This is a genomic window from Achromobacter sp. UBA5777, from assembly GCF_002418565.1.
Taxonomy (GTDB): Bacteria; Pseudomonadota; Gammaproteobacteria; order Burkholderiales; family Burkholderiaceae_B; genus Achromobacter; species Achromobacter animicus.
The window spans coordinates 14,729-38,491 of the sequence record NZ_DIEJ01000149.1 but is presented as its reverse complement, the minus strand read 5'-3'; the positions used below and the strand labels follow the sequence as shown (position 1 = coordinate 38,491).

The window sequence follows — 23,763 nt, the reverse complement described above, 5'->3', positions numbered from 1 at the left end:
CCGTCCGCGCCGGGGTAGCGTAGCGACAAGCCCCGCGCCTGCAGCACCGGCAGCGGCACCGTCGTCATGAGGCGGCCTGCGCGGCGAGCCGGGCCTGGCGCTTGGCCAGTTCGGTCTTCAACTGCACCAGGCTCGGCGTCACGATGGGCAGGAACGCCGCTTCGCGCCAGCGCCGCGCAAAGCCGGCGCCACCGGGCTTCAGGTAGGCCGCGCCGCCGCTGGCTTGCAGTTCAAGCTGCACCGCCGCGTTCGCCACTTCTGCAAGCGCAATGCGGATTTCGAACAATGCCCACGGTTCGGCTACAAAACGCTGACTGCGCACGCCTGCGATGAGGCTGGCCGTCAGGTCCTGGAGCTGCTCGGACAGCGCCTGCAACGGTTGGCCCAGGATGCCGCGCGACGCCTGGCCCTGCCCGGCTTGCCCGGCCGCCTGCAAAGCCCGGCGAGCCAGGCCGATCGACAAGCTGCATTGCAGGCCGGCGAACGCCGGACGCGCGCCCGGCAGGTACTGCCGCGCGTCGGCGTGGATCAGCCATTCAGGACCGACGCGCACGCCACGCACGTCCAGCGCAGCGGTGTTGCTGGACTGCAGCGCCAGCAGCGACAGGTCCGCGCTGCGTTCCAGTCCGGCAATATCGTGAGGCAGCGCGACGACCGCGGGCGTGCCGTCGGGCGCAGTGACGGCCGCCGCGACGAGAAAGCCCTGCGGCCGCAGATTCGTCACCCAAGGCATGCGGCCGTCCAGCGTCCACTGTCCGTCGACATCGCGTGCCGCGATCTGCAGCGACTCGATGCCGCTCAGGAACTTCATGGCGTTGGACAGCGCGGTGGCGCCCGCCAGTTCACCGGCAAGCAACGGCGCGAGCCAGCGCTCGGCCAGCGCCGCATTGGGACTGGTCAGCAGGTATTCGATGAACACGCGCTGGCCCCACGCGACGAACGCGCTGGCGACCGACAGTTCGGCCACCTGCGACACCGCCTCGATCGCGTCGCCGGTATCGGTGCCGGCCAGGCCGCCCTGCGCCTCGGGAACGCCGATGCGGAACAGCCCCGCCGACGCCAGCCGCGGCAACACTGTGGCGGCGTCAAGGGTGCCCTCGTCCAGCGCCTCGGCATGTTGTGTGAGCCAATCCCGCAGGTCCTGCGGCAGGATCGCGCCGCCGGCCAGGTCCGTGGGGTCAGGATGCCGGGTCGCGGTCTGCGCCGTCATTTGGCGCCGCTCCAGGCGTATTCGCTCAGTTGTTCGTTCAAGGGGGTCTGCGCCAGGTTGTTGGCAAAGTTGCAGATAGTGGCCAGGCCCACGCCCAGAATCACCTCGAGCGCATTGCCCTCGGTAAAGCCCGCATCCCGCAAGGCCTTGAGGTCCGCGTCGTCGACCCGGCCGCGCGTGCGGATCACGGCTTGCGTAAATGCCGCCAGCGCCTGCAAGCGCGCGTCGGGCAGCGTGCCCTGCGCGCGCAGCGCATCCACGACTTCAGGAGACAGCTTGGCCTTATTGCGCGCCAGTGCGGTGTGGCCCGCCACGCAGAAGGTGCAGCCGTGCAACGTGCCCGCAACCAGTTGCACGACCTCGCGCTCCTGCAGCGTCAGGCCGGCGCGCGCATTGATCTGCGACAGCGTCTGATAGGCCTCGAGCGCGGCGGGCGCGCTGGCCAGCACGCCAAGCAGGTTGGACAGATACCCCGCGCCCTTCTCGGCTGCGGCCAACGCCGCCTGAGTGGGTTCGGGCGCGCTTTGCGCGGTGTGCACGGTCAGACGGGCCATGAAGTTCTCCATTGGGCTATCGATTGAAAACACCATTTTGCGTGCAGCGCACCGCAAGCGACAATGCACGAGGATCGCAACTTGATGCTAGATCTTATCGACTTTCAGCTATGCGCTTATAACCGAACTCCACCTTGACCCTCGATTCCGCCCTCACCGATCAAGCCGCCGTGGACGCCGTGCTGCTGTCCAGCCTGGAGGTGCAATCCAGTCTTTATCATCTGGGCCAATACTGCGGCAACTGGACCGCCAGCACCAGCGGGCGGGCCCGCGCCAGTTTTCACCTGATCCTGCACGGCCGTTGCCGCGCAGACATTGCATCGCGCCAGGAGTCGTACACACTGGCGGCCGGCGACGGCATCTTTTTCCTGCGCGACATCGCCCATGTATTGACGCCCCTGCAGCCGTCCGCCAGCACCGGCGCCGCATGCGGCCCGATGCAGCCGCTATCACCGCGTCAGCCTGACGGCACGGGCCTTGCCTGCGGGTTCTTTCAGTTTCGCCCAGGGCTCGCCGATTTGCTGGCCGACACCCTGCCCGACTACCTGCTGCTGCGCGCGGACGACGACCGCTTTCGCGCCGCGCGCGGTGTTTTCGACCTGATCCTGGACGAAACCACACGGGCGCCCTCCGCCTCGCCCGTCGTGCTGGAGCGCCTGACAGATCTGCTGATCTTCTTCATGCTGCGCCACCTGGCGATTCAGGACCGCCAGGCGCACGGCCTTTTCGTGCTGGCGCGCGATCCGGCAATGGCCGGACTGCTGCAGGCGATACTGGCCGAGCCCGCCGCGCCCTGGAGCATGCAGGACATGGCAGACCGCGTCCACATGTCCAAAGCCACCTTCCACCGCCGCTTCACGCTGCAAAGCGGCACCACACCCGCGCAGCTATTGCAGATGCTGCGCATGCGCGTGGCGCGGCGGCTTCTGGATCAGGGCATGGGCATCCAGGAGGCCGCCGAACGCGTGGGTTATCAGTCCCAGGCCGCCTTCAGCCGGGTGTTCCAGCGCACGGAAGGCATGGCGCCGTCCGCCTTGCGACGGTGCCGGCCCGCATCGGTCTGATCGGATTCCAGCCCGGTGCGGCCGTCGGCCCGCGCGCTTACACCTGTGCCAGCGCCTGTTCCAGATCGGCGATCAGGTCGTCGATGTGCTCGATGCCGATGGACAGGCGCACGGTTTCCTCGCGCACGCCGGCCTTCTTCAGTTCTTCGGCGTTCAACTGGCGATGCGTGGTGGATGCCGGGTGCGTCGCCAGCGACTTGGAGTCGCCGATGTTGACCAGGCGCGTGAAGAGCTGCAGCGCGTCCTGGAAGCGCGCGCCGGCGTCGCGGCCACCCTTCACGCCGAATGTAAAGAGTCCCGGCACCTTGCCGCCCAGGTACTTCTTGGCCAGCGCATGGTCCGGATGATTCGGCAGACCCGCGTAATTCACCCATTCCACCTTCGGATGCTCGCGCAGGTAGCTGGCGATCTTGACTGCGTTTTCCACGATGCGGTCCACGCGCAGCGCCAGCGTCTCGATGCCTTGCAGGATCTGGAACGAATTGAACGGCGAGATCGCCGCGCCGGTGTTGCGCAGCGGCACCACGCGGGCACGGCCGATATACGCGGCCGGACCGAAGGCTTCGGTATAGACCACGCCGTGGTAGCTGACGTCCGGCTCATTCAGCCGCTTGAAGCGGGCCTTGTGCTCGGCCCACGGGAACTTGCCCGAGTCGATGATGGCGCCGCCCAGGCTGGTGCCGTGTCCGCCCAGATACTTGGTCAGCGACTGCACCACGATGTCGGCGCCGTGCTCGATGGGGCGCAGCAGGTACGGCGACGGCACGGTGTTATCGACGATCAGCGGCAGGCCGTGGCGATGCGCGATCTCGGCCAACGCGCCGATGTCGGTGATGTTGCCCAGCGGATTGCCGACCGACTCCGCGAAGATGGCCTTGGTGCGGTCGTCGATCTGCGCCTCGAAGGCGGCCAGATCGGACGGGTCGGCGAAACGCGTGGTGATGCCGTATTGCGGCAGTGTGTGCGCGAACAGGTTGTAGGTGCCGCCGTACAGCGTGCTGGACGAAATGATGCTGTCGCCCGCTTCGGCGATGGTGAGGATCGCGTACGTGACGGCGGCCTGGCCCGACGCCAGCGCCAGCGCGGCGATGCCGCCTTCCAGGGCCGCCACGCGCTGCTCCAGCACGTCGGTGGTCGGATTCATGATGCGGGTGTAGATGTTGCCCGCGACCTTCAGATCGAAGAGGTCCGCGCCGTGCTGCGTGTCATCAAACGCGTAGGCCACCGTTTGGTAGATGGGCACCGCCACCGCGCGTGTGGTCGGATCGGGGCGGTAGCCGCCATGAACGGCCACGGTTTCCAGGCGCCAGTTGGGCTTCTTCGCTTCAGTCATCAGTCTCTCCGGTCAATACTTGATTGAAAATTCAGATCAGGCCGCAAACGCGCGCGCGGCGCGCAAAATGCGTTCGATGTCTTCATGGTTGTTATAGGCGCCCACGGACAGGCGCACGTAACCATACTCCACGATGCTTGCCACGACACCGGCCTGCGTCAAATGCGCCAGCGCGGCCGCAGGATCAGCCACGCGCAGCGCCGTGGTGGTGCTGCGCACGTCATCGCCCGGCGGCGACACGACTTGCGCGCCCAGGCTGCGCAGTCCATCGCTCAGCGCCTGCGACAGTTCCAGCACCCAGGACTCGATGCGCTCACGCCCCGCCTGTTCGATCAGGTCCAGCGCGCCCGCCCAGCCGGCGATGCCGGGATAGTTCAGGTTGCCGGTCTCCAGCCGCCGCGCGTCATTGGCGTCCGACACCGCGGCCTGCCATTGCAGGCCGGACTTGTCCAGCGTGGTCACACCCGACGGGCCGATGTAGAACGGGTCCAGCGCATCGAGAAGCCGTGGCGACACGTGCAGCAAGCCCACCCCCAGCGGACCCAGCATGCCCTTGTGCGCGCCGCACGCAAAGGCGTCGACGTTCCAGTCGTCCACTTGCGCACGCAACAGGCCCGCGCCCTGGATGCCGTCCACCACGAGCCAGATGCCGCGCTCGGCGCAGCGCCGTCCCAGCTCCCGGATGTCGGTGCGCAGCCCCGTGCCGTACTGCACCCACGACACCGCGATCAAACGCGTGCGGGCGTCCACGTGCTGCCAGAGGTCATCGACCGTGAAGCGATGCGCGCGCGCCTGCGCCACGCGCACCTGTACGCCGCGCCGGCGCAGATTGAGCCACGGCAAGGCGTTCGAGGGATGTTCCTGATCGTCGACGATGAGGTTGTCGCCCTCCTTCCAGGCCAGCCCCTGCGCGACCGTGTTCAACCCTTCGGTGGTGTTCTTGGTGAACGCCAGCCGGCGCGCGTCGCCGCCGATCAGCCGGGCAAGCCGCACGCGCAGGGCGTCGGCATCGCGCAGCCATTGCGGCTTGTCGCTGCGCGCATGCGTGATGCTGTCGAAGAAGCCCGCCACCGCGGATGACACACGCGGCGACAAGGGGCTGGTGTACGCGATGTTGGCGTAGGCCTTATCGCGCGTGATGGGAAACAGCTGTCTGAATTCGTCCTGCCAAGCCATGCGTAACCTGCTCCGCCAGACCATCTGGCATGCGGGCATTCTAGGTATATGACGCGCATCTGGATAAGGCTTAGTTTTTATATTGATATGAGTATTAAGTCGCTCGGCAAACTGCTACGCGCCCATAGAATTCGTGCCTCTTTTGCACACAACAATCATGGGAACAGCATGCGTTTGAATCATTTATTCAAGGCCGCGGGCATTGCCGCCGCGATGACACTTGCCGGCGCATCGCAGGCCGGCACGGTCGACACCATCAAGAAGCGCGGTGAACTCGTGTGCGGTGTCAGCCAGGGCTCGGCAGGGTTGTCGATCGCCGACAAGCAAGGCCGCTGGACCGGCCTTGACGCCGACCTGTGCCGCGCGCTGGCCGCCGCCGTGTTGGGCGATCCGGAAAAGACCCGCTTCGTGCCGCTGAGCTCGCAGCAACGCTTTCCGGCGCTGCAGTCCGGCGAGATCGACGTGCTGAACCGCAACACCACCATCACGTCCGGCCGCGACGCCGGGCTGGGCATCACGTCGGCCGGCATCGTGTTCTACGACGGCCAAGGCTTCCTGGTGCCGCGCAAGCTGGGCGTCAAGAGCGCCACCGAACTGGAAGGCGCGCAGGTCTGCGTGCAACCCGGCACGGTGAATGAACAGAACCTGGTCGACTACTTCAAGAAGAACAAGCTCAGCTATCGCCCTGTCGTCATCGAAAACCTGGTCGAGCTGGAGCAGGCCTTCTACGCAGGCCGCTGCGACGTGTATCTGTCAGATGCGTCCACACTCGCCGCCAGCCGCGCCGCGCGCGCCAGCAAGCCCGACGACTTCGTCATCTTGCCCGAGCGCATCAACAAGTCGCCGCTTGGGCCCTTCGTGCGCCAGGACGACCCGAACTGGGCCGCCATCGTGCGCTGGACGGTCAACGCGCTGGTCGCCGCCGAAGAACTGGGCATCACCGCCCAGAATGCCGACAGCCAGACACAAAGCAGCGACGCGCAGGTGCGCCGCCTGCTGGGCGTGGATCCCGGCATCGGCAAGAGCTTCGGCCTGGACGAAACGTGGGCCAGGCAGGCCATCAAGGCCGTGGGCAACTATGGCGAGGTGTGGGACCGCAACCTTGGAGCCGCGACGCCGCTCAAGCTGGAACGCGGCTTGAACGCGCAATGGAATAAGGGCGGTTTGTTGTATTCGCCGCCGTTTCAGTGAGGCGTATCGATCGATGCGTATCTCTTGGTGCAAATCGCTTGGTGCAAATCGCTTGATGCGTATCGCTTGGTGCAAATCGCTTGATGTGTATCGCCTGCTGCGCATCTCTGGACGATTTGCTGGCGGGCCACCGGGTCCGCCCTTCTTGTTTTTTTGATTGATGCCGCACGGCCCGCCATGACTGCCACCACGCTTCCTTCCTCGTTGACTGCCCCGTGGCGCCGCTGGCTGCCCGCGCTGGCGTGGATTCTGGGATTGGGCGGCATGGCCGCCATTCTGGTGCTGCACATCGAATCGGTGCAGGCCGCCCGTGGCATTCAGGGCGGATTCGGCTTTCTCTTTCAGCCGGCGGGGTTCCGCATCTCTGAGAGCCTGCTCAACGTCACCCCGGAAGATCCTTACTGGATGTCCCTGGCAGCGGGACTGGTCAATACGCTGACCGTCGCCTTCGTGGCAATACCGCTGGCCACTGCCCTGGGCGTGGGCCTGGGATTTCTGAGCTTGTCGTCCAACCCGCTGGCGGCCCGCGTTGCCGCCCTGGTCATCGCACCGCTGCGCAACACGCCAGTGCTGTTGCAGCTTTTCGTCTGGTATGGCTTGCTGCTGCGGCTGCCGGATCTGCGCCAGGCGTGGTCTCCGCTGCCCTCCGTGCTGCTGTCCAATCGCGGGTTGGCCTTACCCGCCTTGCATGGGTGGCTGCCGTATGCGGGCGTGGCAGTTGCTGCGCTGGCGGTGGCCTGGTGCGCCCGCCGCCGATGGCGCAACACCGCGTTGACCGATTCGTCTGCCGCCGCATCGGCCGCAGTATCGGCCGCAGTATCCGCCGCAATACTCGCTGCAATACTGGCCGCCGCCACGATCACCTGGGCGCTATTGCCCCCCATTCAGATCGACCTGCCCGTCAAGCGCGGGCTCGGTTTGCAAGGCGGCTGGCAACCCAGCATCGAATTTGCCGCATTGACCCTCGGTCTCGTCGTCTTTCACGCCGCCTACATCGCCGACATCGTGCGCGGCGCGGTCCGTGCTGTTCCCGTGGGCGTGGTCGAAGCCGGCCAGGCCTTGGGCCTCACGCCCGTCAAGGTGCTGCGGCTGGTTATCGCGCCCTACGCCACGCGCGTCGCATTGCCGCCCTATGCCAACCAATGCCTGGCGCTCATCAAGAACAGCACGCTCGCCATCGCCATCGGTTATCAGGATCTGATGGCCGTCATCAACACGGCCATCACGCAAACCGGGTTGGCGCTGGAAGGCATTGCGCTTGCTGTGACCATTTACCTGACGCTGGCACTCTGCCTGGGCGGCGGGCTCTCCGCCTGGAACGCGCGCAATACGCGGCACGGCCCCGGCGACACGCACGGCGCGCGCCTGGGTGACCGCGCATTCTGGGATAGCGCTGGTCGCAAGGTCAGGACGCTTCGGCGCAAAGCGATGTCTGCCGTGCTGACTTTGCTGTTGGCCGCTGCGGCTTGGTCACTGCTCGATTGGGCGGTGCTTCGTGCCGTATGGTCAGGCGACCCGATGACCTGCGCAAATGCGGCGGGCGCCTGCTGGGCCGCCGTCAGCGAAAACCTGCCGCTGTTGTTCTACGGCACCATGTCCGACGTGCACCGGGGGCCCGCGTTGATCGCATCCCTGGCGCTTCTGGCCGCCATCGGCGTCGCCCTGGGCGCACGTCACGTACCGGCGCGCATGCGTATTGTATTGTTGGCTGCGCTGTTTGCCGTTGCCGTGGCGGCGCTGACCGGCTGGCCGTGGGGCGGCGATGTCATCGGACCGCAACGCTGGGGCGGACTGCTCGTCACGTTGATCCTGGCGATCGCCGCGTTGGTGGCTGCCGTGCCGCTGGCTTTCGCGCTCGCCCTGCTTCGCCGGTCCGGCAGCGCTGCCGGTTCGTTGGCCGCCGCAGGTCTGATCGAAGCGGTGCGGGGCGTGCCGCTGGTGACCCAGCTGCTGTTCGCGTCATTTGTGCTGCCCATGTTGCTGGGCGGCGGCGTCTCCAAGTTCAGCATGGCGCTGGCCGCGCTGTCCCTGCATACCGCGTGTGTGCTGGCTGAAGTGCTGCGCGGCGCGTTGCAGGCGATTCCGCCCGGGCAGATGATGGCCGCACGCGCGCTGGGCATGCGGCCCGCGCTGGCCTATGCGTACGTGATCTGGCCGCAGGCCCGTCGCATCGCCGCGCCAGCCGCGCTGGGTGTCTTTGTCGGCGCGGTCAAGGACACATCGCTGGTCAGCATCATCGGCGTGTTCGACGTGCTGGGCGCAGCCAAGGCGGTAGTCGCGGGCACCGATTGGCGGCCCTATCACGTCGAGGTGTATCTGGCGGCGGCACTGTTGTATCTAGCCGCCAGCTTGGCGCTGTCGCGCGTGGCGCGCCGCATGGAGGGGCGCACTGGAAAATGACGGGATGCCGAGCCGGGCGGAGAAACCGCCTAGGCAGAAAGATCAGCCGCCCGCCCCGCTCCCGATCCCGCCATGCACTGCGCTAATGCGCTGAAGCCAGGCCGGCCGCGGCGCCGCATCCAGCCAGTTCTTGACGATCAATCCCAATTCCGTATCGCCAGCGATACGCAGGCGGCGCTGAAAGAACAAGGTATCGGCATCGGTTTCCGCGCGCATGAGCGCCAGAAAGTCGGCCAGCTTCGCGCCAAGTTCCAGTTCGGCGGCGGCTTGCGGCCCCTTGTTCCACAGCGGCCGGAAGGCGCCGTCGCGCACCACGAAGCTGCTGCGCAGCCCCAGGTCTTCGACGGTGATGGCAAAGGTGCGTCCGTTCAGTTCGGCTGGCGGCTCCAACCACTTGAGGCGGCGGGCCAGTTCAAGTCCCGCGACAAAATGCAGGGACACGAATGGTCCCGGCACACGCTTGCCCAGTTTGGCCAGCATGGGCGGTAGATTCAGGGCTGCGCTCATGCGGCGGCCTCCTGCAGGCCGATGCCGGCCTGCCCGTAGTAGTAACCGTTGCAGCGGCCGATGCCCTCGGGCGGCGACACCGCATCGGGCTTCGCGCCGCGGCGCGTGGCGTCCAGCGCGGCGATCGCCTCAAGCGTGCCGGCCGATTGCGGGCTGACGCGCAGGACCTCGACGCCCATGCCCACCAGTTCCGGCGCTTCGGCCAACAGGTCCAGGCATGCGGCCGATTGCACCTGGATCCCATTGATGCCAAGAAATTCGCGCGATTCGCGGGTGCGCATGTCCAGGCCGTCGGGATGCTCGATACAGCGGAAACCGCAGTCGTCTTTCTTCAGACGGAAATGCCGCGCCGTAAAGCAGCGTGCCGAAAACGCCAACGCCATCCTGCCCCACACCATGACTTCGGCCTGCATGCCGGCGGGACGCTCGCGCAGCAATTGTCCCAACGTGGGTCCGTCCATTTCTAGCGGGGCGACAAAGCGCACGGCGCCGCGGTTCGCCAGCCAGGTCAGCGTGCCGCCGTGATAGGCGTTGACGTGCGGGCCGGCAACAAAGCCGCGGCCGCTCAGATGGCGCACCGCGCCCAGTTCGCCGGCCTCGACCATGAAGTCCTGCTGTTCGCATAGCTTCTTCAAGGCGCTGGCCTCGGCGCCCGTCTCGATCAGCGTGCGGCCCGACAGCACCACGGTCTTGCCCACCGCGCGCAGATCACGCGCCAGTTCAAGCCAGTCGTCGGCGCGCAGCTCGTGCCGCCGGCTACAGACCGTTTCGCCGATGTAGACGATGTCCGCCGGACTTTCGGCGACAGCGGCGTAGAAATCCATGGTGCGCTGGCGCGGCCAGTAGTACAGCAAGGGGCCGACGGAAATCTGGAAGGGGGTTGGGGTCATTTCCATGGACGTTCGAAAGCGCCTTGTGTGACTTGTGAACCCTCGGCATGGCGCGCCAGCATGGCGTTCCATTCGGGGCGCGGAGAGAAGCGCGACGCGTCCGCATGCACGCTGTCCAGCGCGGCGCGCAGCGTGGACACCACCTGCGTGACATACGCCGGGCTGCGCTGACGTCCTTCGATCTTGATGGCAGAGACGCCCATTTCGGCCAGCTTGGGCAACAAGCCGATGGCGTTCAGGCTGGTGGGTTCTTCCAGCGCGTGGTCGGCTTGCCCGTCCACTTCAAACCGGCCCTTGCACAGCGTGGGGTACGCGGCCGGTTCGCCGGGTTCGTACCGGTCGATGAGAATGCCGGACAGGCGCGCGTCCATGCGGCCGTCTTCTTCGACCCAGCGCACCGCGTGCGCCGGCGAACAGACGCCCTTGTTGTTGGGAGAGTCGCCGGTGGCGTATGACGACAACAGGCAGCGGCCTTCGGCCATGACGCACAGGCTGCCAAAGCCAAACACCTCGACCTCGACACTGACATTGGCGCAGATGCGCGCGATTTCCGTCAGTGTCAGCACGCGCGGCAACACCACGCGGCGGATGCCGAACTGTTCCTTCATGAGTTCGATGGCGTCGGTGTGGGTGGCCGAGCCCTGCACCGACAGATGCAGGCGCAGGTCCGGATAGCGGTCGCTGGCGTACGCCAAGAGGCCCGGATCGGCCATGATGACGGCGTCGGCGCCGAGGTCGTGGGCGGCATCGACGGCGGCTTGCCATTCGGCCATGCGGCCGGCCTGCACAAACGTATTGATGGCGAACAGCACGTGCCGGTTGTGGCGATGCGCCAGTTCGACGCCTGCGCGGATGTCGGCTTCGGTGAAATTAAGCCCGGCAAAGTTGCGGGCGTTGGTGGCGTTCTTGAGCCCGAGATAGACGGTGTCGGCGCCCGCTTCAATCGCCGCTTTCAAGGCGGCCAGACTGCCGGCCGGGGCCACGAGCTCTATGGGAGAGGTTCGAGTTTGCATGACGGCCAGTCTATGGGCCGCCCGTCCCCCGGGCCTTGTCGAAAATCAAACCGCGCGGCGCGCGTAGCGCCTTTTTATCGGACTATTCCTCGGTGTACAGGCCGCGCTCGACCGCATACACCGCAACCTGCACGCGGCTGGTCAGATTGAGCTTTTTCAGCACGTTCTGCACATGGATCTTGACGGTGCTTTCACTGACATCCAGTTCGCGCGCAATGACCTTGTTGCTGGCCCCGCGCGCCAGCCATTGCACGATCTGCGTTTCGCGTGCGGTAAGGCGGTGGCGTTCCGCGGTGCCGGGAGGCGGCGGCGTCTGGCTGGCCTGTCCCCGGAACTGCTCGACCAGCTTGGCCGTCATGCTGTCCGCAATGACGGCTTCGCCGTTCGCCGCGCGGCGAATGGCGGACACCAGAGCGTCTGCGTCGATGTTCTTGACGAGATAGCCGCGGGCGCCGTCTCGCAACGCCTGTCCAAGCTCGTCGGCTTCTTCGGACACGGTCAGGATGATGACCGCGCAGGTGGGCAGGTCCTGCGTCAGGAGCTGCAGCGTTTCAAGCCCCGACAAGCCGGGCAGGTTCAGGTCCAGCAGCACGACGTCGGGTTTGAGTTCCTTGGCGCGCTTCAGGCCCTCGACGCCGTCCCCGGCCTCGGCAACGACCTCGAAGTCGGGCTGGCGCTGCAGCAGCAGGCGGACACCGGAGCGGAACAGGGTGTGGTCGTCGATGAGCAGGATGCGGATGGTCATGATGGGCAGGGATGTCAGGCGGCCTGGCGTTCGGCGCCAGGCAAGGTGAGCGCCACGCGCGTGCCGGCGCCGGGCTGCGATTCGAGTTTTATCACGGCGCGCATGCGAGCGGCGCGCTCGCGCATGATGTGCAGGCCAACGTGGGATTCGCCGCGCTCGGCGACATCGGCGGGATCATACCCCTGCCCGTCGTCGGCGATCAGCAGGGTGAAATCCCGGCCGTTTTCCACGGCGATGCGCACGCGGCTGGCCTCGGAATGCTTGCGCACGTTGGACAGCGCTTCCTGCAGGATGAACAGGACCTGCAGTTGCTGCTCGGGCTGCAGCGGCGCGCCTTCGCCTTGGCTGAATGTCAGATCCGTGTCGATGGCGGTCTGGCGGCGGAAACGCGCCACCGTGTCTTCAATGGCCGCCTGCAGGTCGCCCTGCGACAGCTTGCTGCGGAAGTTGGTCAGGAGTTCGCGCACGTCCTGATAGCTTTCGTCTACGCCGGTGCGCAGCAGCGGCAGGATTTCGCTGACTTCTTCTTCGTCGCCGCGCTTGATGGCGGCATCGAGCATCTGCAATTGCAGGTTCAGGAAGTTCAGCCCTTGCGCCAGGCTGTCGTGCAGGCCCTGCGCCACCAGCCCGCGCTCTTGCACCACGGCCAATTGACGCGCCTGCGCGCTCAGGCGGCGGTTGTCCAGCGCCACCCCCAGGTGCTGCCCCAGCGTTTCCAGCAGTTGCGACTCCGACGCCAACAGGCGGCGCTGCGTGCGGAAATGGAGCGAATAGGACCCCAGGACTTCGTCGCGCGTCACGATACGGAACACCGCCACGCTGGCAAAGCCGTCGCGCTGGCAGTTCAGATCCATGTCGGGCGGCGATTGGCGGAAGTCCTGGATGACGATGACGCCGGCCTGCCGGGTGGCGACGCCGCAATAGCAGTCGTCAACCTTCATGCAGTGTTCGGATTCGACCAGATCGTCGGACAGGCCCACCGACACCACGAGGTTGAGCTTTTCGTTGTTGGGGTCCAGCGCGCGGATGCTGCCCGCTTCCGCATCGAACTGCAGCATGACGCGGCGCAGAAAGCCATCGCACATGGCCTCGATTTCATTGGGCTGGTTCAGGAACGCGGCCATGTCGTAGAGCGCACCGATGTCGCGGTTCTGCGCGGCAAGCTGCGCCGTCTTCTGTTCCACCCGCTGCTCCAGGCTGGTGTACAGGTCTTGAAGTTCATCAGCCATGCGGTTGTAGCCGCGCGCCAGCACGCCGAACTCGTCCTGGCTTTCCACGGGCAGGCGGGTGCTGAATTCGCGGTCGGCCATGCGCTGCAGGCCGTCGCGCAGGCGCAACACGGGTGAAATGATCCACAGATAAAGCAGGTAGATCATGGCGAGGGTGCCCGCGCTGGCAATCGCCGCCAGCACACCCTGCGACAGGCGCAGCGACGTGGTCTTGCCGGCGTTGTCCTGTTCGATCATGCGCACCAGCGTATCGGCGCGGGCCACGAACTCGGGTAGCGTTTCCAGGTAGCTTGACGCATCCGGCTGGCCGATGGAACGCAAGGCCGCCGGCTTCATGATGTCGCGCCAGTATGCAGCCACGTCGTGCCACTGGGCGCGGATGGCGTTGTCGTTGGGAATGAAAAGCGGCCGCGCGGGATTGCCACGCGCCAGCCGCGCGATGGTCTCGTCCAGAATCGCGATCTGTTCCGTGGTGCGCACTTCGCGCCCGGCTTGCGGCCGCATCAGCTCGACGGCGACGCGGTTGGCCCGCATGCGCAGGCTGCCGGTATCGTTGATGGCCGCGCCCGCGCCTTCCAGTTGCCAGGACAGCCACAGCGTCCAACTGACCATGGAAAGCACGACGATCAGAGCCAGTAGTGAACTTGCCACGATGCGCGTGGACAGGCGGTGCCGGGGCGATGGCAGCGCGTCGGGTTGGGCGGCGGTATCGGTGGACTTCATGAATGTCAGGGCTGGGAGCGCAGTTCGGGTGTCAGTGTAGTCGCTTCCCGCCGGCAATCCGGCGCGTGCGTGCCCATTGCGTCACTCACGCGCTCAACGCAGTCCAAGCGTGCGGCACAGAAAATCGGCAACCTGGGCGGGTTCGTTCAGCGGCAGGCAGGGCAAGGCGATGTTCAGCGGCGCATCGGTCACGACCGCCAGGAACGTAGGGTCTTCCGTGTGCAGCGGCGGCTTGCCCAGCGCCGGACGGTAGACCTCGATGCGCGGGATCGCCGCCTGCTTGAAGCCTTCGACCAATACCAGATCAGCGGGCGACAGCCGCGCCAGTTGCGCCTCCAGGGTCGGCTCCGGCGCGTCGCGCAGCTCGTGCACGATGGCGTACCGGTACGGCGAGGCGATCATGACCTCCTGCGCGCCGGCGGTGCGGAATCGCGCGCTATCCTTGCCCGGCGGCTCCATCTGGAAGTCGTGATGGCTGTGCTTGATGACGTTCACGCGCAGGCCGCGGGCGCCAAGCAGCGGCAGCATCGCTTCGATCAGGGTGGTTTTGCCGCTGCCGGAGCGGCCGGCGATACCGAATACAGGAGTCATACGAGCGCAGGTTCCGTCAGCAAGGGGCACACAATGGGCAAAAACGTGTCTGCCCGCGGGGAGTATGCCAGCAAAGCGCCCGCCACCAGATCGAAGTACCAGCCATGCAGCGACAGGCTGCCCGCGTCCACCGCCCGCCGCACGAAAGGCAGGTCTTCAAGATTGCGAAGGGAAATCAGGATGGAAGCCTGTTCGCAGGCGCGCCGGCGCTCTTCTTTCGAGGCATCCGGCATCTGCCGCAGCACCTGCTCACGCGCCGGTTCTGCGATGTCCATCCAGCGTCCCAGATAGTCGGTCTCACCGTCGCGGCGGATGCGCCGCTCCATCAGGGCGCGGATGCCGCCACATTGCGCATGGCCCAGCACGATGATGCGGCTGACCTGCAATTGCTCAACCGCAAACTGGATGGCCGCCAGGACGCCCTGCAGACCGCGGTCCTTGCTGCACGGCGGCACAAGGTTTGCCACATTGCGCACGGTGAAGATGTCGCCGGGATCACACCCCAGCAGCATGGCCGGATCGACCCGGGAATCGCAGCAGCCGATCAGTAGCGTGCTGGGATGCTGGCCGTCGCGCAGGTTGCGGTACAGCGACGGCGCGTCTTCGTAGTATTGCTGCTGAAAGCGCTGGAAGCCGCCGACGAGTCGTTCAAGATCTTGCATATCAGCCTCCCGTTTGCGCCATGAAGCGCACGATGCGTTCGGGCCGGGCGTTGAAGTCATGGCGCTCCGGCTTGGCGGCGATGCCCGCCCGGATGGCCTGGATGAGCTCGGCGTCGCTGGCGCCCTCGCGCAGAAGGTGTCCGAGCGGCACCTGGTCTTCCTGGCCCAGGCACAGATATAAGGTGCCATCCACGCCCAGCCGCACGCGGTTGCAGGTGGCGCAGAAATGGCGCGACATGGGTGTGATGACGCCCAGCACCGGCGCGCCCTGCCCGCTTGTCCAATAGCGCGCCGGGCCGTTGCGGGATTCGGACAACGACGGCACCAGGCCAGCATCGGCCGCGAGACGCGCGCCCATTGCGTTCAGATCGGTGTGTGTATAGCCGCGCCCGCATTCGCCCATGGGCATGGGTTCGATCAGCCGCAGCACGAAACCCTGCTCCACGGCATACGACAGCAGGCGGCGGACTTCGGATTCCGGCGTGGCCGCATGCACCACGCTATTGAGCTTGATCGGCGAAAAGCCGGCTTGCCGCGCGGCCGCCAGCCCGGCCAGCACGGAATCCAGACGGTCGCGCCCGGTGATCTGCGAGAACGCCGTGGCGTCCAATGTGTCCAGGCTGATGTTCAAGCGGCTCACGCCGGCCGCGCGCAGCGACTGGGCATGGCGCACAAGCTGGGTGGCGTTGGTGGACACGGACAGGTCGCGCAGTCCCGGCATGGCGGCGATGGTGGCAGCCAGCCCGGCCACGCCCTTGCGCAGCAGCGGTTCGCCGCCGGTGAGCCTGACCTTGGCCACGCCCAGGCCCACGAACAACCCGACCAGCCGGGCCATCTCGTCGTGGGACATCCAGTTGGCCGGCGTCTCAAAGCCCTTGAAGTCCTTGGGCAGGCAATAGCTGCAACGCAGATCACAGCGATCGGTAACGGAGACACGCAGGTAGTCGATGCGGCGGCCGAAGCCGTCCGCCAATACGGCAGGGGCTGGCTCGTCCATCATGCGGCGCTCCCGGCGAAGACCCGTTCGGGTTCGCCGTCGTCCAGGTCAATGCCGGAGATCTTGGCGCGCCCGACCAGCAGCTTGGTGTATTGCCGCCAGGCGGTGTCGCGGCTCATGGTGGTGAGCGCCGTCGCAATCTGCTTTGCGACGTGCTCGTAAGGCAAAAGGCGGCCTTCAACGCGGCGCGTGACGCGCACGATGTGCAGGCCATGCCGCGTTTGCAGCAACTGCGGCAGCAGCCCGCCCGAGGGCAACGCAAACACCGCGCGTTCGAACTCGGGCACGGTGTCGCCGCGGCCGAGCTGGCCCAGGTTGCCGCCGATGGCGGCCGACGGGCAATTGGATTGCTCGCGGGCAACTTCCGCAAACCGCGAGGGATCGGCCAGCAGCTCGGTCAGCACCACGTTGGCATGCGCCTTCAGCATGTCCAGGTTCACGTCGGGCGTGACCTGGAACAGGATGTGGTCGGCCTCGACCAGTTCACCCACCATGAAACGCTCGGGGTGCATCTGATAGAAGCGCCGGCACGCCTGGTCGTCGGCCTCGGGCGCCGGCGCCTGGCTGGCGAGCAACGCGCCGATCGCGCTTTCCTCGTCGGACAAGTCCAGACCTTGCCGGCCGGCCTCGTCCAGCAGGACGCGCCGCAGCACCAGGGCCGTGACGGCCTCGCGCATGGGATTGCCGGCCTCGGCGTGCAAGGGAAGTTCACGTTCCAGATCCGCGTCGTTTAGTTCGACGCCATTGACGATGACAGGCATGTTCGGCTCCTAAGACGATGGATCAGCGCGGACGGACGAGTTGCCAGGCGCGGCCCAGGTAGCCGATCGACGCAAAGCCGCTCCAGACGTGCACCAGGCGGGTAAACGGGAAGATCACGAACAGCGTGAGACCCATGAAAAGGTGCGCCTTGAAGAGCAGCGGCACGCCGGCGATGTAGCTGGCGGCGTCGCCCTGGAACGTGACGATGTGCTGCGCCCAGGTCATCAGGTGCACCATCATTTCGCCGTCCATGTGGCCGGCCGACAGCACGATCGTGGACAGGCCCAGCAGCAGGGTCACCAGGATCCACAGCAGCAGGATCTTGTCGCCCGGCCGGGTGGCGTGTGCAATGCGCGGATCGGTCAGGCGGCGGTGGATCAGGATCAGGAGGCCGATCAGGCACAGCCCGCCCATTACGCCGCCGGCCACCATGGCGACCATCTGCTTGAGCGAATGCGAGACGCCCAGCGTGTCCCACACGATGACCGGCGTCAGCAGGCCGGCCAGATGCCCGAAGAACAGGCCGATGATGCCGATGTGAAAGAGGATGTTGCCCAGCCGCAGCTGGCCGCGGTGCAGCAGTTGCGAGCTGTCGGACTTCCAGGTGTATTGCTCGCGTTCAAAGCGCGCCAGGCTGCCGAGCAGGAAGATGGTCAGCGCGATGTACGGATAGATGCCGAAAAGAAACTGATTCAGGGAGTTCATGATGCGTCGTCCTGAGCATTAATGAGTCGCGGCGGAACGGGGATGGAAGTGCACGGGCTGTGCGCCGCCTCCCGAGAACGGCCGAAGCAGCGGTTCCACGCCGTCCGGGCCGGCCCCGAAGGCCTCCATTGCTTCGTCCATGTCGCGCACGGGCGCCTCGGTCTGCACGCGCGGAATCACGCGGGACTGGGCGCGCAGCACGGCAAAGATGCAGGCATAGGAGCTTTCGCTCTTGGCCAGGCGCGCGCCGATGGCTGCCAGCACGTGGATGGCTTCGTCCAGCAGTTCCTGGGCCGTGTCGGGGTCAATGACGCCCAGGAATTCCAGGAACAGCGGCACGTGATCCGGCAGTTCGGACACAACGGGTTCGAAACCGTGCTGGCGGTAGGTCTCCAGTAGGTCCACCATAGCCTGGCCGCGGTCGCGGCTTTCGCCGTGCACGTGTTCGAACAGGTGCAGGGAATGCGAGCGGTTGCGGTCAAACGTGGCGACGTAGTTCTCTTGCAGGGGAATCAGGTCGTTCGAGGCCAGGTAGCTCACCAGGGGCTGCAGGGTCTCCTCTGCGTCCGGATAGGCCGCCAGGGCCTCTTCCAGTTCGCCCAGGTAGTCCAGCAGCTCCGGCTCGGGGTAGCACAGCATGGCGGAAAGCAGTCGGTACAGGCTCATGATGTTCTCCTTTCCTTAAGCCGAAACGGCCTTCTTGCGCGACTTGGGCATCTCGATGAAGATTTCGCTGCCTTGCGGCTTGCGGCCAAACAGGGTGCCTTCCGACACGCCGCCCGAGCAGCCGTTGCCAAACGTGAAGCCGCAGCTTCCCTTCTCGTTGAAGCTGTCCTCGACCACTTCCTTGTGGCTGCTGGGCACGACGAAGCGGTCTTCGTAGTTGGCGATGGCCATGATGCGGTACATGTCCTGCACCGTTTCCTCGGTCAGGCCCACCTGGTCCAGCAGGGCCGTGTCGCGTTCGCCGTGGACGGTCTCGGACCGCTTGAAGGCACGCATGGCCAGCATGCGTTCCAGGGCCTGCAGCACCGGCGCTTCCTTGCCGGCGGTCAGCAGGTTGGCCAGGTAGCGTACGGGGATGCGCAGCGTGGACACGTCGGGGATCATGCCGCTCTTGCCCACGGTGCGCTGGGGCATCTTGCCCGATTCAGCGGCCGTCTGGATGGGCGACAGCGGCGGGATGTACCAGACCATCGGCAGCGTGCGGTATTCCGGGTGCAGCGGGAAGGCCACCTTCCATTCGACGGCCATCTTGTAGACGGGCGAATTGCGCGCGGCTTCCAGCCACGATTCCGGGATGCCCTGCTCGCGCGCCGCGGCGATCACTTCGGGCGAATGCGGGTCCAGGAACAGGTCGAGCTGCGACTGATACAGGTCCTGCTCGTTCGCGGTGGCGGCGGCATTTTCGATCTGGTCGGCGTCATACAGCAGCACGCCCAGGTAGCGGATGCGGCCCACGCAGGTTTCCGAGCACACGGTCGGCTGGCCGGCCTCGATGCGCGGGTAGCAGAACGTGCACTTTTCGGCCTTGCCGCTGTTCCAGTTGTAGTAGATCTTCTTGTACGGGCAGCCCGAGATGCACATGCGCCAGCCGCGGCACTTGTCCTGGTCGACCAGGACGATGCCGTCGTCTTCGCGCTTGTAGATGGAGCCGGACGGGCAGCTGGCGACACAGGCCGGGTTCAGGCAGTGTTCGCACAGGCGCGGCAGGTACATCATGAAGGTGTTCTCGAAGGTCGAGTACATCTCCTTCTGCACACCCTCGAACAGCGCATCACGGCTGCGCGAGCTGAATTCGCCGCCCAGGTCGTCTTCCCAGTTGGGGCCCCAATGGATCTTGTCCATCTTCTTGCCCGTCAGCACCGACACCGGACGTGCGGTGGGCGGCGTTTGCGACAGCGGCGCGTTCTTCAGATGCTCGTAGTCGTACGTGAACGGCTCGTAGTAGTCGTCGATGGCGGGCAGGTTCGGGTTGGCAAACAGGTTTGCCAGGATGCGCAGCTTGCCGCCTTGACGCGGTTCCAGCTTGCCGGCGGCCGTGCGGCTCCAGCCGCCCTTCCACTTTTCCTGGTTTTCCCATTCCTTCGGATAGCCGATGCCGGGCTTGGTTTCCACGTTGTTGAACCAGGCATACTCGACACCGTCGCGGCTGGTCCAGACGTTCTTGCAGGTGACCGAGCAAGTGTGGCAGCCAATGCACTTGTCCAGGTTCAGCACCATGCCGATTTGGGCGCGTATCCTCATGATTGCTTCTCTTCTTGTTGCAGTTCTTCGACGAGCGGGCCTTCCAGCCAGTCCACCTTCTTCATCTTGCGCACGACCACGAATTCGTCGCGGTTGGCGCCCACGGTGCCGTAGTAGTTGAAACCGTAGGCCTGCTGGGCGTAGCCGCCGATCATGTGCGTGGGCTTGAGCACCGTGCGCGTGACCGAGTTGTGGATGCCGCCGCGCTTGCCGCTGGTTTCAGCGCCCGGCACGTTCACGATCTTTTCCTGGGCGTGGTACATCAGGCACATGCCGACCGGCACGCGCTGGCTCACGACCACCCGGGCGGTCAGCGTGCCGTTGACGTTGAACACTTCGACCCAGTCGTTGTCGACCAGACCGGCCTGCTTGGCCTCGGCCTCGGACACCCACACGTGGGGGCCGCCGCGGCTCAGGGTCAGCATGCGCAGGTTGTCCGAATACGTGCTGTGGATGCCCCACTTCTGGTGCGGCGTGATCCAGTTCAGGACCAGTTCCTTTTCGCCGTTGGGGTACTTGCCCAGCATGGGCGCCACCGTCTTGGTGTCGATGGCGGGCTTGTACACGCACGAGCCTTCGCCAAAGTCCAGCATCCAGCGGTGATCCTGGTAGAACTGCTGGCGGCCCGTCAGGGTGCGCCATGGGATCAGTTCATGGACGTTGGTATAGCCGGCGTTGTAGCTGACCTCTTCGCTTTCCAGGCCAGACCAGGTGGGCGCCGAAATGATCTTGCGCGGCTGCGCCTGGATGTCGCGGAAGCGGATCTTGTCGTGCTCGCGGCCGACGGCCAGGTGCGTGTGGTCGCGGCCGGTGATCTTGCCCAGCGCTTCCCAGGCCTTGACCGACACGTGGCCGTTGGTTTCGGGCGCAAAGGTCAGGATCATTTCGGCCGCGTCAATCGCGGTGTCCAGACGCGGACGGCCCTGGCTGACGCCGGCTTCGGTGACGCTGTCGTTGATGCCGGCCAGCTCGTGGACCTCGTGCTGCGTGTTCCAGTTGATGCCCTTGCCGCCGTTGCCCAGCTTGTCCAGCAGCGGACCCACCGACGTGAACTTGCGGTAGATGTCGTTGTAGTCGCGTTCGACCACCGTCATGGACGGCGCGGTCTTGCCGGGGATCAGGTCGCATTCGCCCAGCTTCCAGTCCTTGGGTTCGAAGGCCTGGCCGAGTTCTCCCGGGGTATCGTGCATCAGCGGGGTCAGCACCAGATCGCGGCGCTTGCCGAGGTACGGGCCGCCGATGTCGGTGAACTTCTTGGCCAGCAGCTTGTAGATTTCCCAGTCGGTCTTGCTTTCCCAGAGCGGCTGCACGGCTTCGCTGAGCGGGTGGATGAAGGGGTGCATGTCGGACGTGTTGAGGTCGTCCTTTTCGTACCAGGTTGCGGTGGGCAGCACGATGTCGCCGTACAGGCACGTGGTGCTCATGCGGAAGTCCAGCACCGTCAGCAGGTCCAGCTTGCCTTCGGCCGCGTCTTCCTCGTAGGTGACTTCGGTGGGCTTGATGGCATCGCCTTCGTCGCCGAACACGGCGTTTTGCGTGCCCAGCAGGTACTTCAGGAAATACTCGTGGCCCTTGCCGCTGGAGCCCAGAATATTGGAGCGCCACACGAACATGTTGCGCGGGAAGTTGGCGGGATCGTCCGGGTTTTCGCAGGACATGCGAAGTTCGCCCGACTTCATCTGTTCGACCGCGTGCGCGACCGGATCCTTGCCCAGGCTGTCGGCCTGCGCCACCACGTCCAGCGGATTGGTGCGCAACTGCGGGGCCGACGGCAGCCAGCCCATGCGCTCAGCGCGGGCGTTCAGGTCGATCATGCTGAGTTCGCCGTACTTGGCGCGGTCGGCGGTAGGGCCGAGCACTTCCTGCACGTTCAGCTTTTCGTGGCGCCATTGGCTGGTGTGGGCATAGAAGAACGAGGTGCCGTTCATCTGACGCGGCGGGCGGACCCAGTCAGCGGCGAACGCCAGGGGCGCCCAGCCGAACTGCGGACGCAGCTTTTCCTGGCCCACATAGTGCGCCCAGCCGCCGCCGCTCTTGCCGACGCAACCGCACATCATCAGCATGTTGATGATGCCGCGGTAGATCATGTCCATGTGGTACCAGTGGTTCAGGCCGGCGCCGACGATGACCATGGACTTGCCTTCGGTGTCGTGCGCGTTCTGGGCGAATTCGCGCGCCACCTGGATGACCTGCGCGCGCGGCACGCTGGTGTGCTTTTCCTGCCAGGCGGGGGTGTAGGGAACGTCGTCGTCGTACGAAGTTGCGACGTTGCCGCCGCCCAGGCCGCGATCGAGGCCGTAGTTGGCCATTTGCAGGTCATACACCGTGGCGACCAGCGCCTCGGTGCCGTCGGCCAGGCGGATTCGGCGGGCGGGCACATTGCGCACGAGGAGTTCGTCGTGTTCGCTGCCGAAGTACGGGAAGCCCACGCCGACCACGTCGTCCGACTGACCCAGCAGGGTCAGCGTCGGGACGATTTCGCGGCCCGAACCGCCGTCCTTGGATTCGAGGTTCCAGCGGCCGACTTTTTCACCATCGTTGACGGCGCCCTCGCCCCAGCGGAAACCGATGCTGCCGTTGGGCGCGACCAGATCGCCGGTGGACTCGTCCAGGACCAGCGTCTTCCAGTCGGGGTTGTTTTGTTCGCCGAGCGCGTTGTCGAGCTGCGAGGCGCGCAGGAAGTGGTCAGGGGCGTAGAAGCCGTCGCGTTCCTTGAGCTGCACCAGCATCGGCATGTCGGTGTAGCGGCGGACGTAGTCCGTGAAGTAGGCCGACTTGCCCGAGAGGTGGAATTCCTTGAGGATGACGTGGCCCATGGCCATGGCGAGCGCGGCGTCGGTGCCCTGCTTGGGCGCCAGCCAGATGTCGCCGAACTTGACCATTTCGCCGAAGTCGCTGGACACGGCCACGGTCTTGGTGCCCTTGTAGCGGACTTCGGTGTAGAAGTGCGCGTCGGGAGTGCGGGTCTGCGGGACGTTCGAGCCCCAGACCATCAGGTAGGTGGAGTTGTACCAGTCGGCCGATTCGGGCACGTCGGTCTGTTCGCCCCAGATCTGGGGGCTGGCGGGGGGAAGATCGCAGTACCAGTCGTAGAAGCTGAGGCAGGCGCCGCCCAGGAGGCTCAGGTAACGGGCGCCGGCGGCGTAGCTGACCATCGACATGGCGGGAATCGGCGAGAAGCCGATCACGCGGTCGGGACCGTACTTCTTGATGGTGAGCGCGTTGGCGGCAGCAATGATTTCGGTGGCGGTGTCCCAATCGGCGCGGACGAAGCCGCCCAGGCCGCGCACGGACTTGTAGCGCTTGGCGCGCTTGGGATCCTGGCTGATCCATTCCCAGGCAGCGATCGGGTCCATCGTCTTGCGGGCTTCGCGCCACATTTCGATCAGGCGCCCCCGGATCATGGGGTACTTCACGCGTTGCGCCGAGTACACATACCAGCTGTACGAGGCGCCGCGGGGACAGCCACGCGGCTCATGATTGGGCAGATCGGGACGGGTGCGGGGGTAGTCGGTCTGCTGGGTTTCCCAGGTGATCAGGCCGTTCTTGACATAGACCTTCCAGGAGCAGGAGCCAGTGCAGTTCACGCCGTGGGTGGAACGCACCACCTTGTCGTGCTGCCAGCGGGCGCGGTAAGCGTTTTCCCACTTGCGGTCCTCGTTGACGGTTTCGCCGTGACCGTTCGCGAAGGTGGACTTCACCCGCGACATGAACTTCAACCGGTCCAGAAAATGACTCATTGTGTTTCTCCAAGAACGCCGGCC

General features: G+C 65.7%; 20 protein-coding genes. 3 read left to right on the top strand and 17 right to left on the bottom strand.

Annotated elements, in window-relative coordinates:
• Positions 1-64: 64 nt before the first annotated feature.
• Both B3446_RS11555 and B3446_RS11550 read right to left on the bottom strand, forming a co-directional pair.
• Complete coding sequence (locus B3446_RS11555) at positions 65-1,210, bottom strand: acyl-CoA dehydrogenase family protein (protein ID WP_291381116.1); 1,146 nt, start codon at positions 1,208-1,210, stop codon at positions 65-67.
• Positions 1,207-1,764 carry a carboxymuconolactone decarboxylase family protein gene (locus B3446_RS11550; RefSeq protein WP_191577458.1) on the bottom strand — a complete coding sequence of 186 codons (558 nt, stop codon included), beginning with the start codon at positions 1,762-1,764 and terminating at the stop codon, positions 1,207-1,209. Before B3446_RS11550 ends, B3446_RS11555 begins: the two co-directional genes overlap by 4 nt.
• Before the next feature lie 134 nt (positions 1,765-1,898).
• On the opposite strand from B3446_RS11550, the gene B3446_RS11545 reads away from it, so the two are divergent.
• Positions 1,899-2,828, top strand: a complete 930-nt coding sequence (locus tag B3446_RS11545; RefSeq protein ID WP_291381113.1) for an AraC family transcriptional regulator — start codon at positions 1,899-1,901, stop codon at positions 2,826-2,828.
• A 37-nt stretch (positions 2,829-2,865) separates the two neighbouring features.
• Here B3446_RS11545 and B3446_RS11540 read toward each other — a convergent pair whose 3' ends face one another.
• Complete coding sequence (locus B3446_RS11540) at positions 2,866-4,161, bottom strand: O-acetylhomoserine aminocarboxypropyltransferase/cysteine synthase family protein (protein WP_291381111.1); 1,296 nt, start codon at positions 4,159-4,161, stop codon at positions 2,866-2,868.
• A gap of 36 nt (positions 4,162-4,197) precedes the next feature.
• Complete coding sequence (locus B3446_RS11535; RefSeq protein ID WP_291381109.1) at positions 4,198-5,337, bottom strand: aminotransferase class V-fold PLP-dependent enzyme; 1,140 nt, start codon at positions 5,335-5,337, stop codon at positions 4,198-4,200.
• Positions 5,338-5,505: 168 nt separating this feature from the next.
• Here B3446_RS11535 and B3446_RS11530 point away from each other — a divergent pair, with 168 nt between their 5' ends.
• Positions 5,506-6,528, top strand: a complete 1,023-nt coding sequence (locus B3446_RS11530) for an amino acid ABC transporter substrate-binding protein (protein ID WP_291381107.1) — start codon at positions 5,506-5,508, stop codon at positions 6,526-6,528.
• Positions 6,529-6,705: 177 nt separating this feature from the next.
• On the top strand, positions 6,706-8,928 hold the full coding sequence (locus B3446_RS11525) for an ABC transporter permease subunit (protein WP_291381105.1): 2,223 nt from the start codon (positions 6,706-6,708) through the stop codon (positions 8,926-8,928).
• A gap of 42 nt (positions 8,929-8,970) precedes the next feature.
• Here B3446_RS11525 and ubiT read toward each other — a convergent pair whose 3' ends face one another.
• From ubiT to B3446_RS11460, 13 genes are all read right to left on the bottom strand, one after another.
• A complete protein-coding gene (gene ubiT / locus B3446_RS11520) occupies positions 8,971-9,435 on the bottom strand; it encodes a ubiquinone anaerobic biosynthesis accessory factor UbiT (RefSeq protein WP_291381103.1) in 465 nt (154 codons plus the stop codon).
• The gene (locus B3446_RS11515; RefSeq protein WP_291381118.1) at positions 9,432-10,325 is read right to left on the bottom strand and encodes a U32 family peptidase; all 894 of its coding nucleotides are present in this window, start codon (positions 10,323-10,325) and stop codon (positions 9,432-9,434) included. Before B3446_RS11515 ends, ubiT begins: the two co-directional genes overlap by 4 nt.
• Positions 10,322-11,338, bottom strand: coding sequence for a ubiquinone anaerobic biosynthesis protein UbiU (ubiU, locus tag B3446_RS11510; protein ID WP_105239174.1), 1,017 nt, complete (start codon positions 11,336-11,338; stop codon positions 10,322-10,324). Before ubiU ends, B3446_RS11515 begins: the two co-directional genes overlap by 4 nt.
• An 82-nt stretch (positions 11,339-11,420) precedes the next feature.
• Positions 11,421-12,083: a response regulator gene (locus tag B3446_RS11505; protein ID WP_175121305.1), complete on the bottom strand. Its 663-nt coding sequence runs from the start codon at positions 12,081-12,083 to the stop codon at positions 11,421-11,423.
• Between the two features lie 14 nt (positions 12,084-12,097).
• Positions 12,098-14,035, bottom strand: coding sequence for a type IV pili methyl-accepting chemotaxis transducer N-terminal domain-containing protein (locus B3446_RS11500; RefSeq protein WP_175136325.1), 1,938 nt, complete (start codon positions 14,033-14,035; stop codon positions 12,098-12,100).
• A 93-nt stretch (positions 14,036-14,128) separates the two neighbouring features.
• Positions 14,129-14,626 (bottom strand): molybdopterin-guanine dinucleotide biosynthesis protein B, encoded by a 498-nt coding sequence (mobB, locus tag B3446_RS11495; protein ID WP_291381098.1) that lies wholly within the window; start codon positions 14,624-14,626, stop codon positions 14,129-14,131.
• Complete coding sequence (locus B3446_RS11490) at positions 14,623-15,288, bottom strand: carbonic anhydrase (RefSeq protein WP_191577466.1); 666 nt, start codon at positions 15,286-15,288, stop codon at positions 14,623-14,625. The genes mobB and B3446_RS11490 overlap by 4 nt, the downstream gene beginning before the upstream one ends.
• A 1-nt stretch (position 15,289) precedes the next feature.
• A complete protein-coding gene (moaA, locus tag B3446_RS11485) occupies positions 15,290-16,288 on the bottom strand; it encodes a GTP 3',8-cyclase MoaA (RefSeq protein WP_291381095.1) in 999 nt (332 codons plus the stop codon).
• Positions 16,285-17,046, bottom strand: a complete 762-nt coding sequence (locus B3446_RS11480) for a peptidylprolyl isomerase (RefSeq protein WP_191577468.1) — start codon at positions 17,044-17,046, stop codon at positions 16,285-16,287. Before B3446_RS11480 ends, moaA begins: the two co-directional genes overlap by 4 nt.
• Positions 17,047-17,068: 22 nt before the next feature.
• Positions 17,069-17,752: a respiratory nitrate reductase subunit gamma gene (gene narI / locus B3446_RS11475; protein ID WP_175183639.1), complete on the bottom strand. Its 684-nt coding sequence runs from the start codon at positions 17,750-17,752 to the stop codon at positions 17,069-17,071.
• Between the two features lie 18 nt (positions 17,753-17,770).
• Positions 17,771-18,418 (bottom strand): nitrate reductase molybdenum cofactor assembly chaperone, encoded by a 648-nt coding sequence (narJ, locus tag B3446_RS11470; protein ID WP_175121298.1) that lies wholly within the window; start codon positions 18,416-18,418, stop codon positions 17,771-17,773.
• A gap of 15 nt (positions 18,419-18,433) precedes the next feature.
• Positions 18,434-19,999 (bottom strand): nitrate reductase subunit beta, encoded by a 1,566-nt coding sequence (narH, locus tag B3446_RS11465; RefSeq protein WP_056318344.1) that lies wholly within the window; start codon positions 19,997-19,999, stop codon positions 18,434-18,436.
• Positions 19,996-23,739 (bottom strand): nitrate reductase subunit alpha, encoded by a 3,744-nt coding sequence (locus B3446_RS11460; protein ID WP_291381089.1) that lies wholly within the window; start codon positions 23,737-23,739, stop codon positions 19,996-19,998. Before B3446_RS11460 ends, narH begins: the two co-directional genes overlap by 4 nt.
• Positions 23,740-23,763 lie beyond the last annotated feature (24 nt).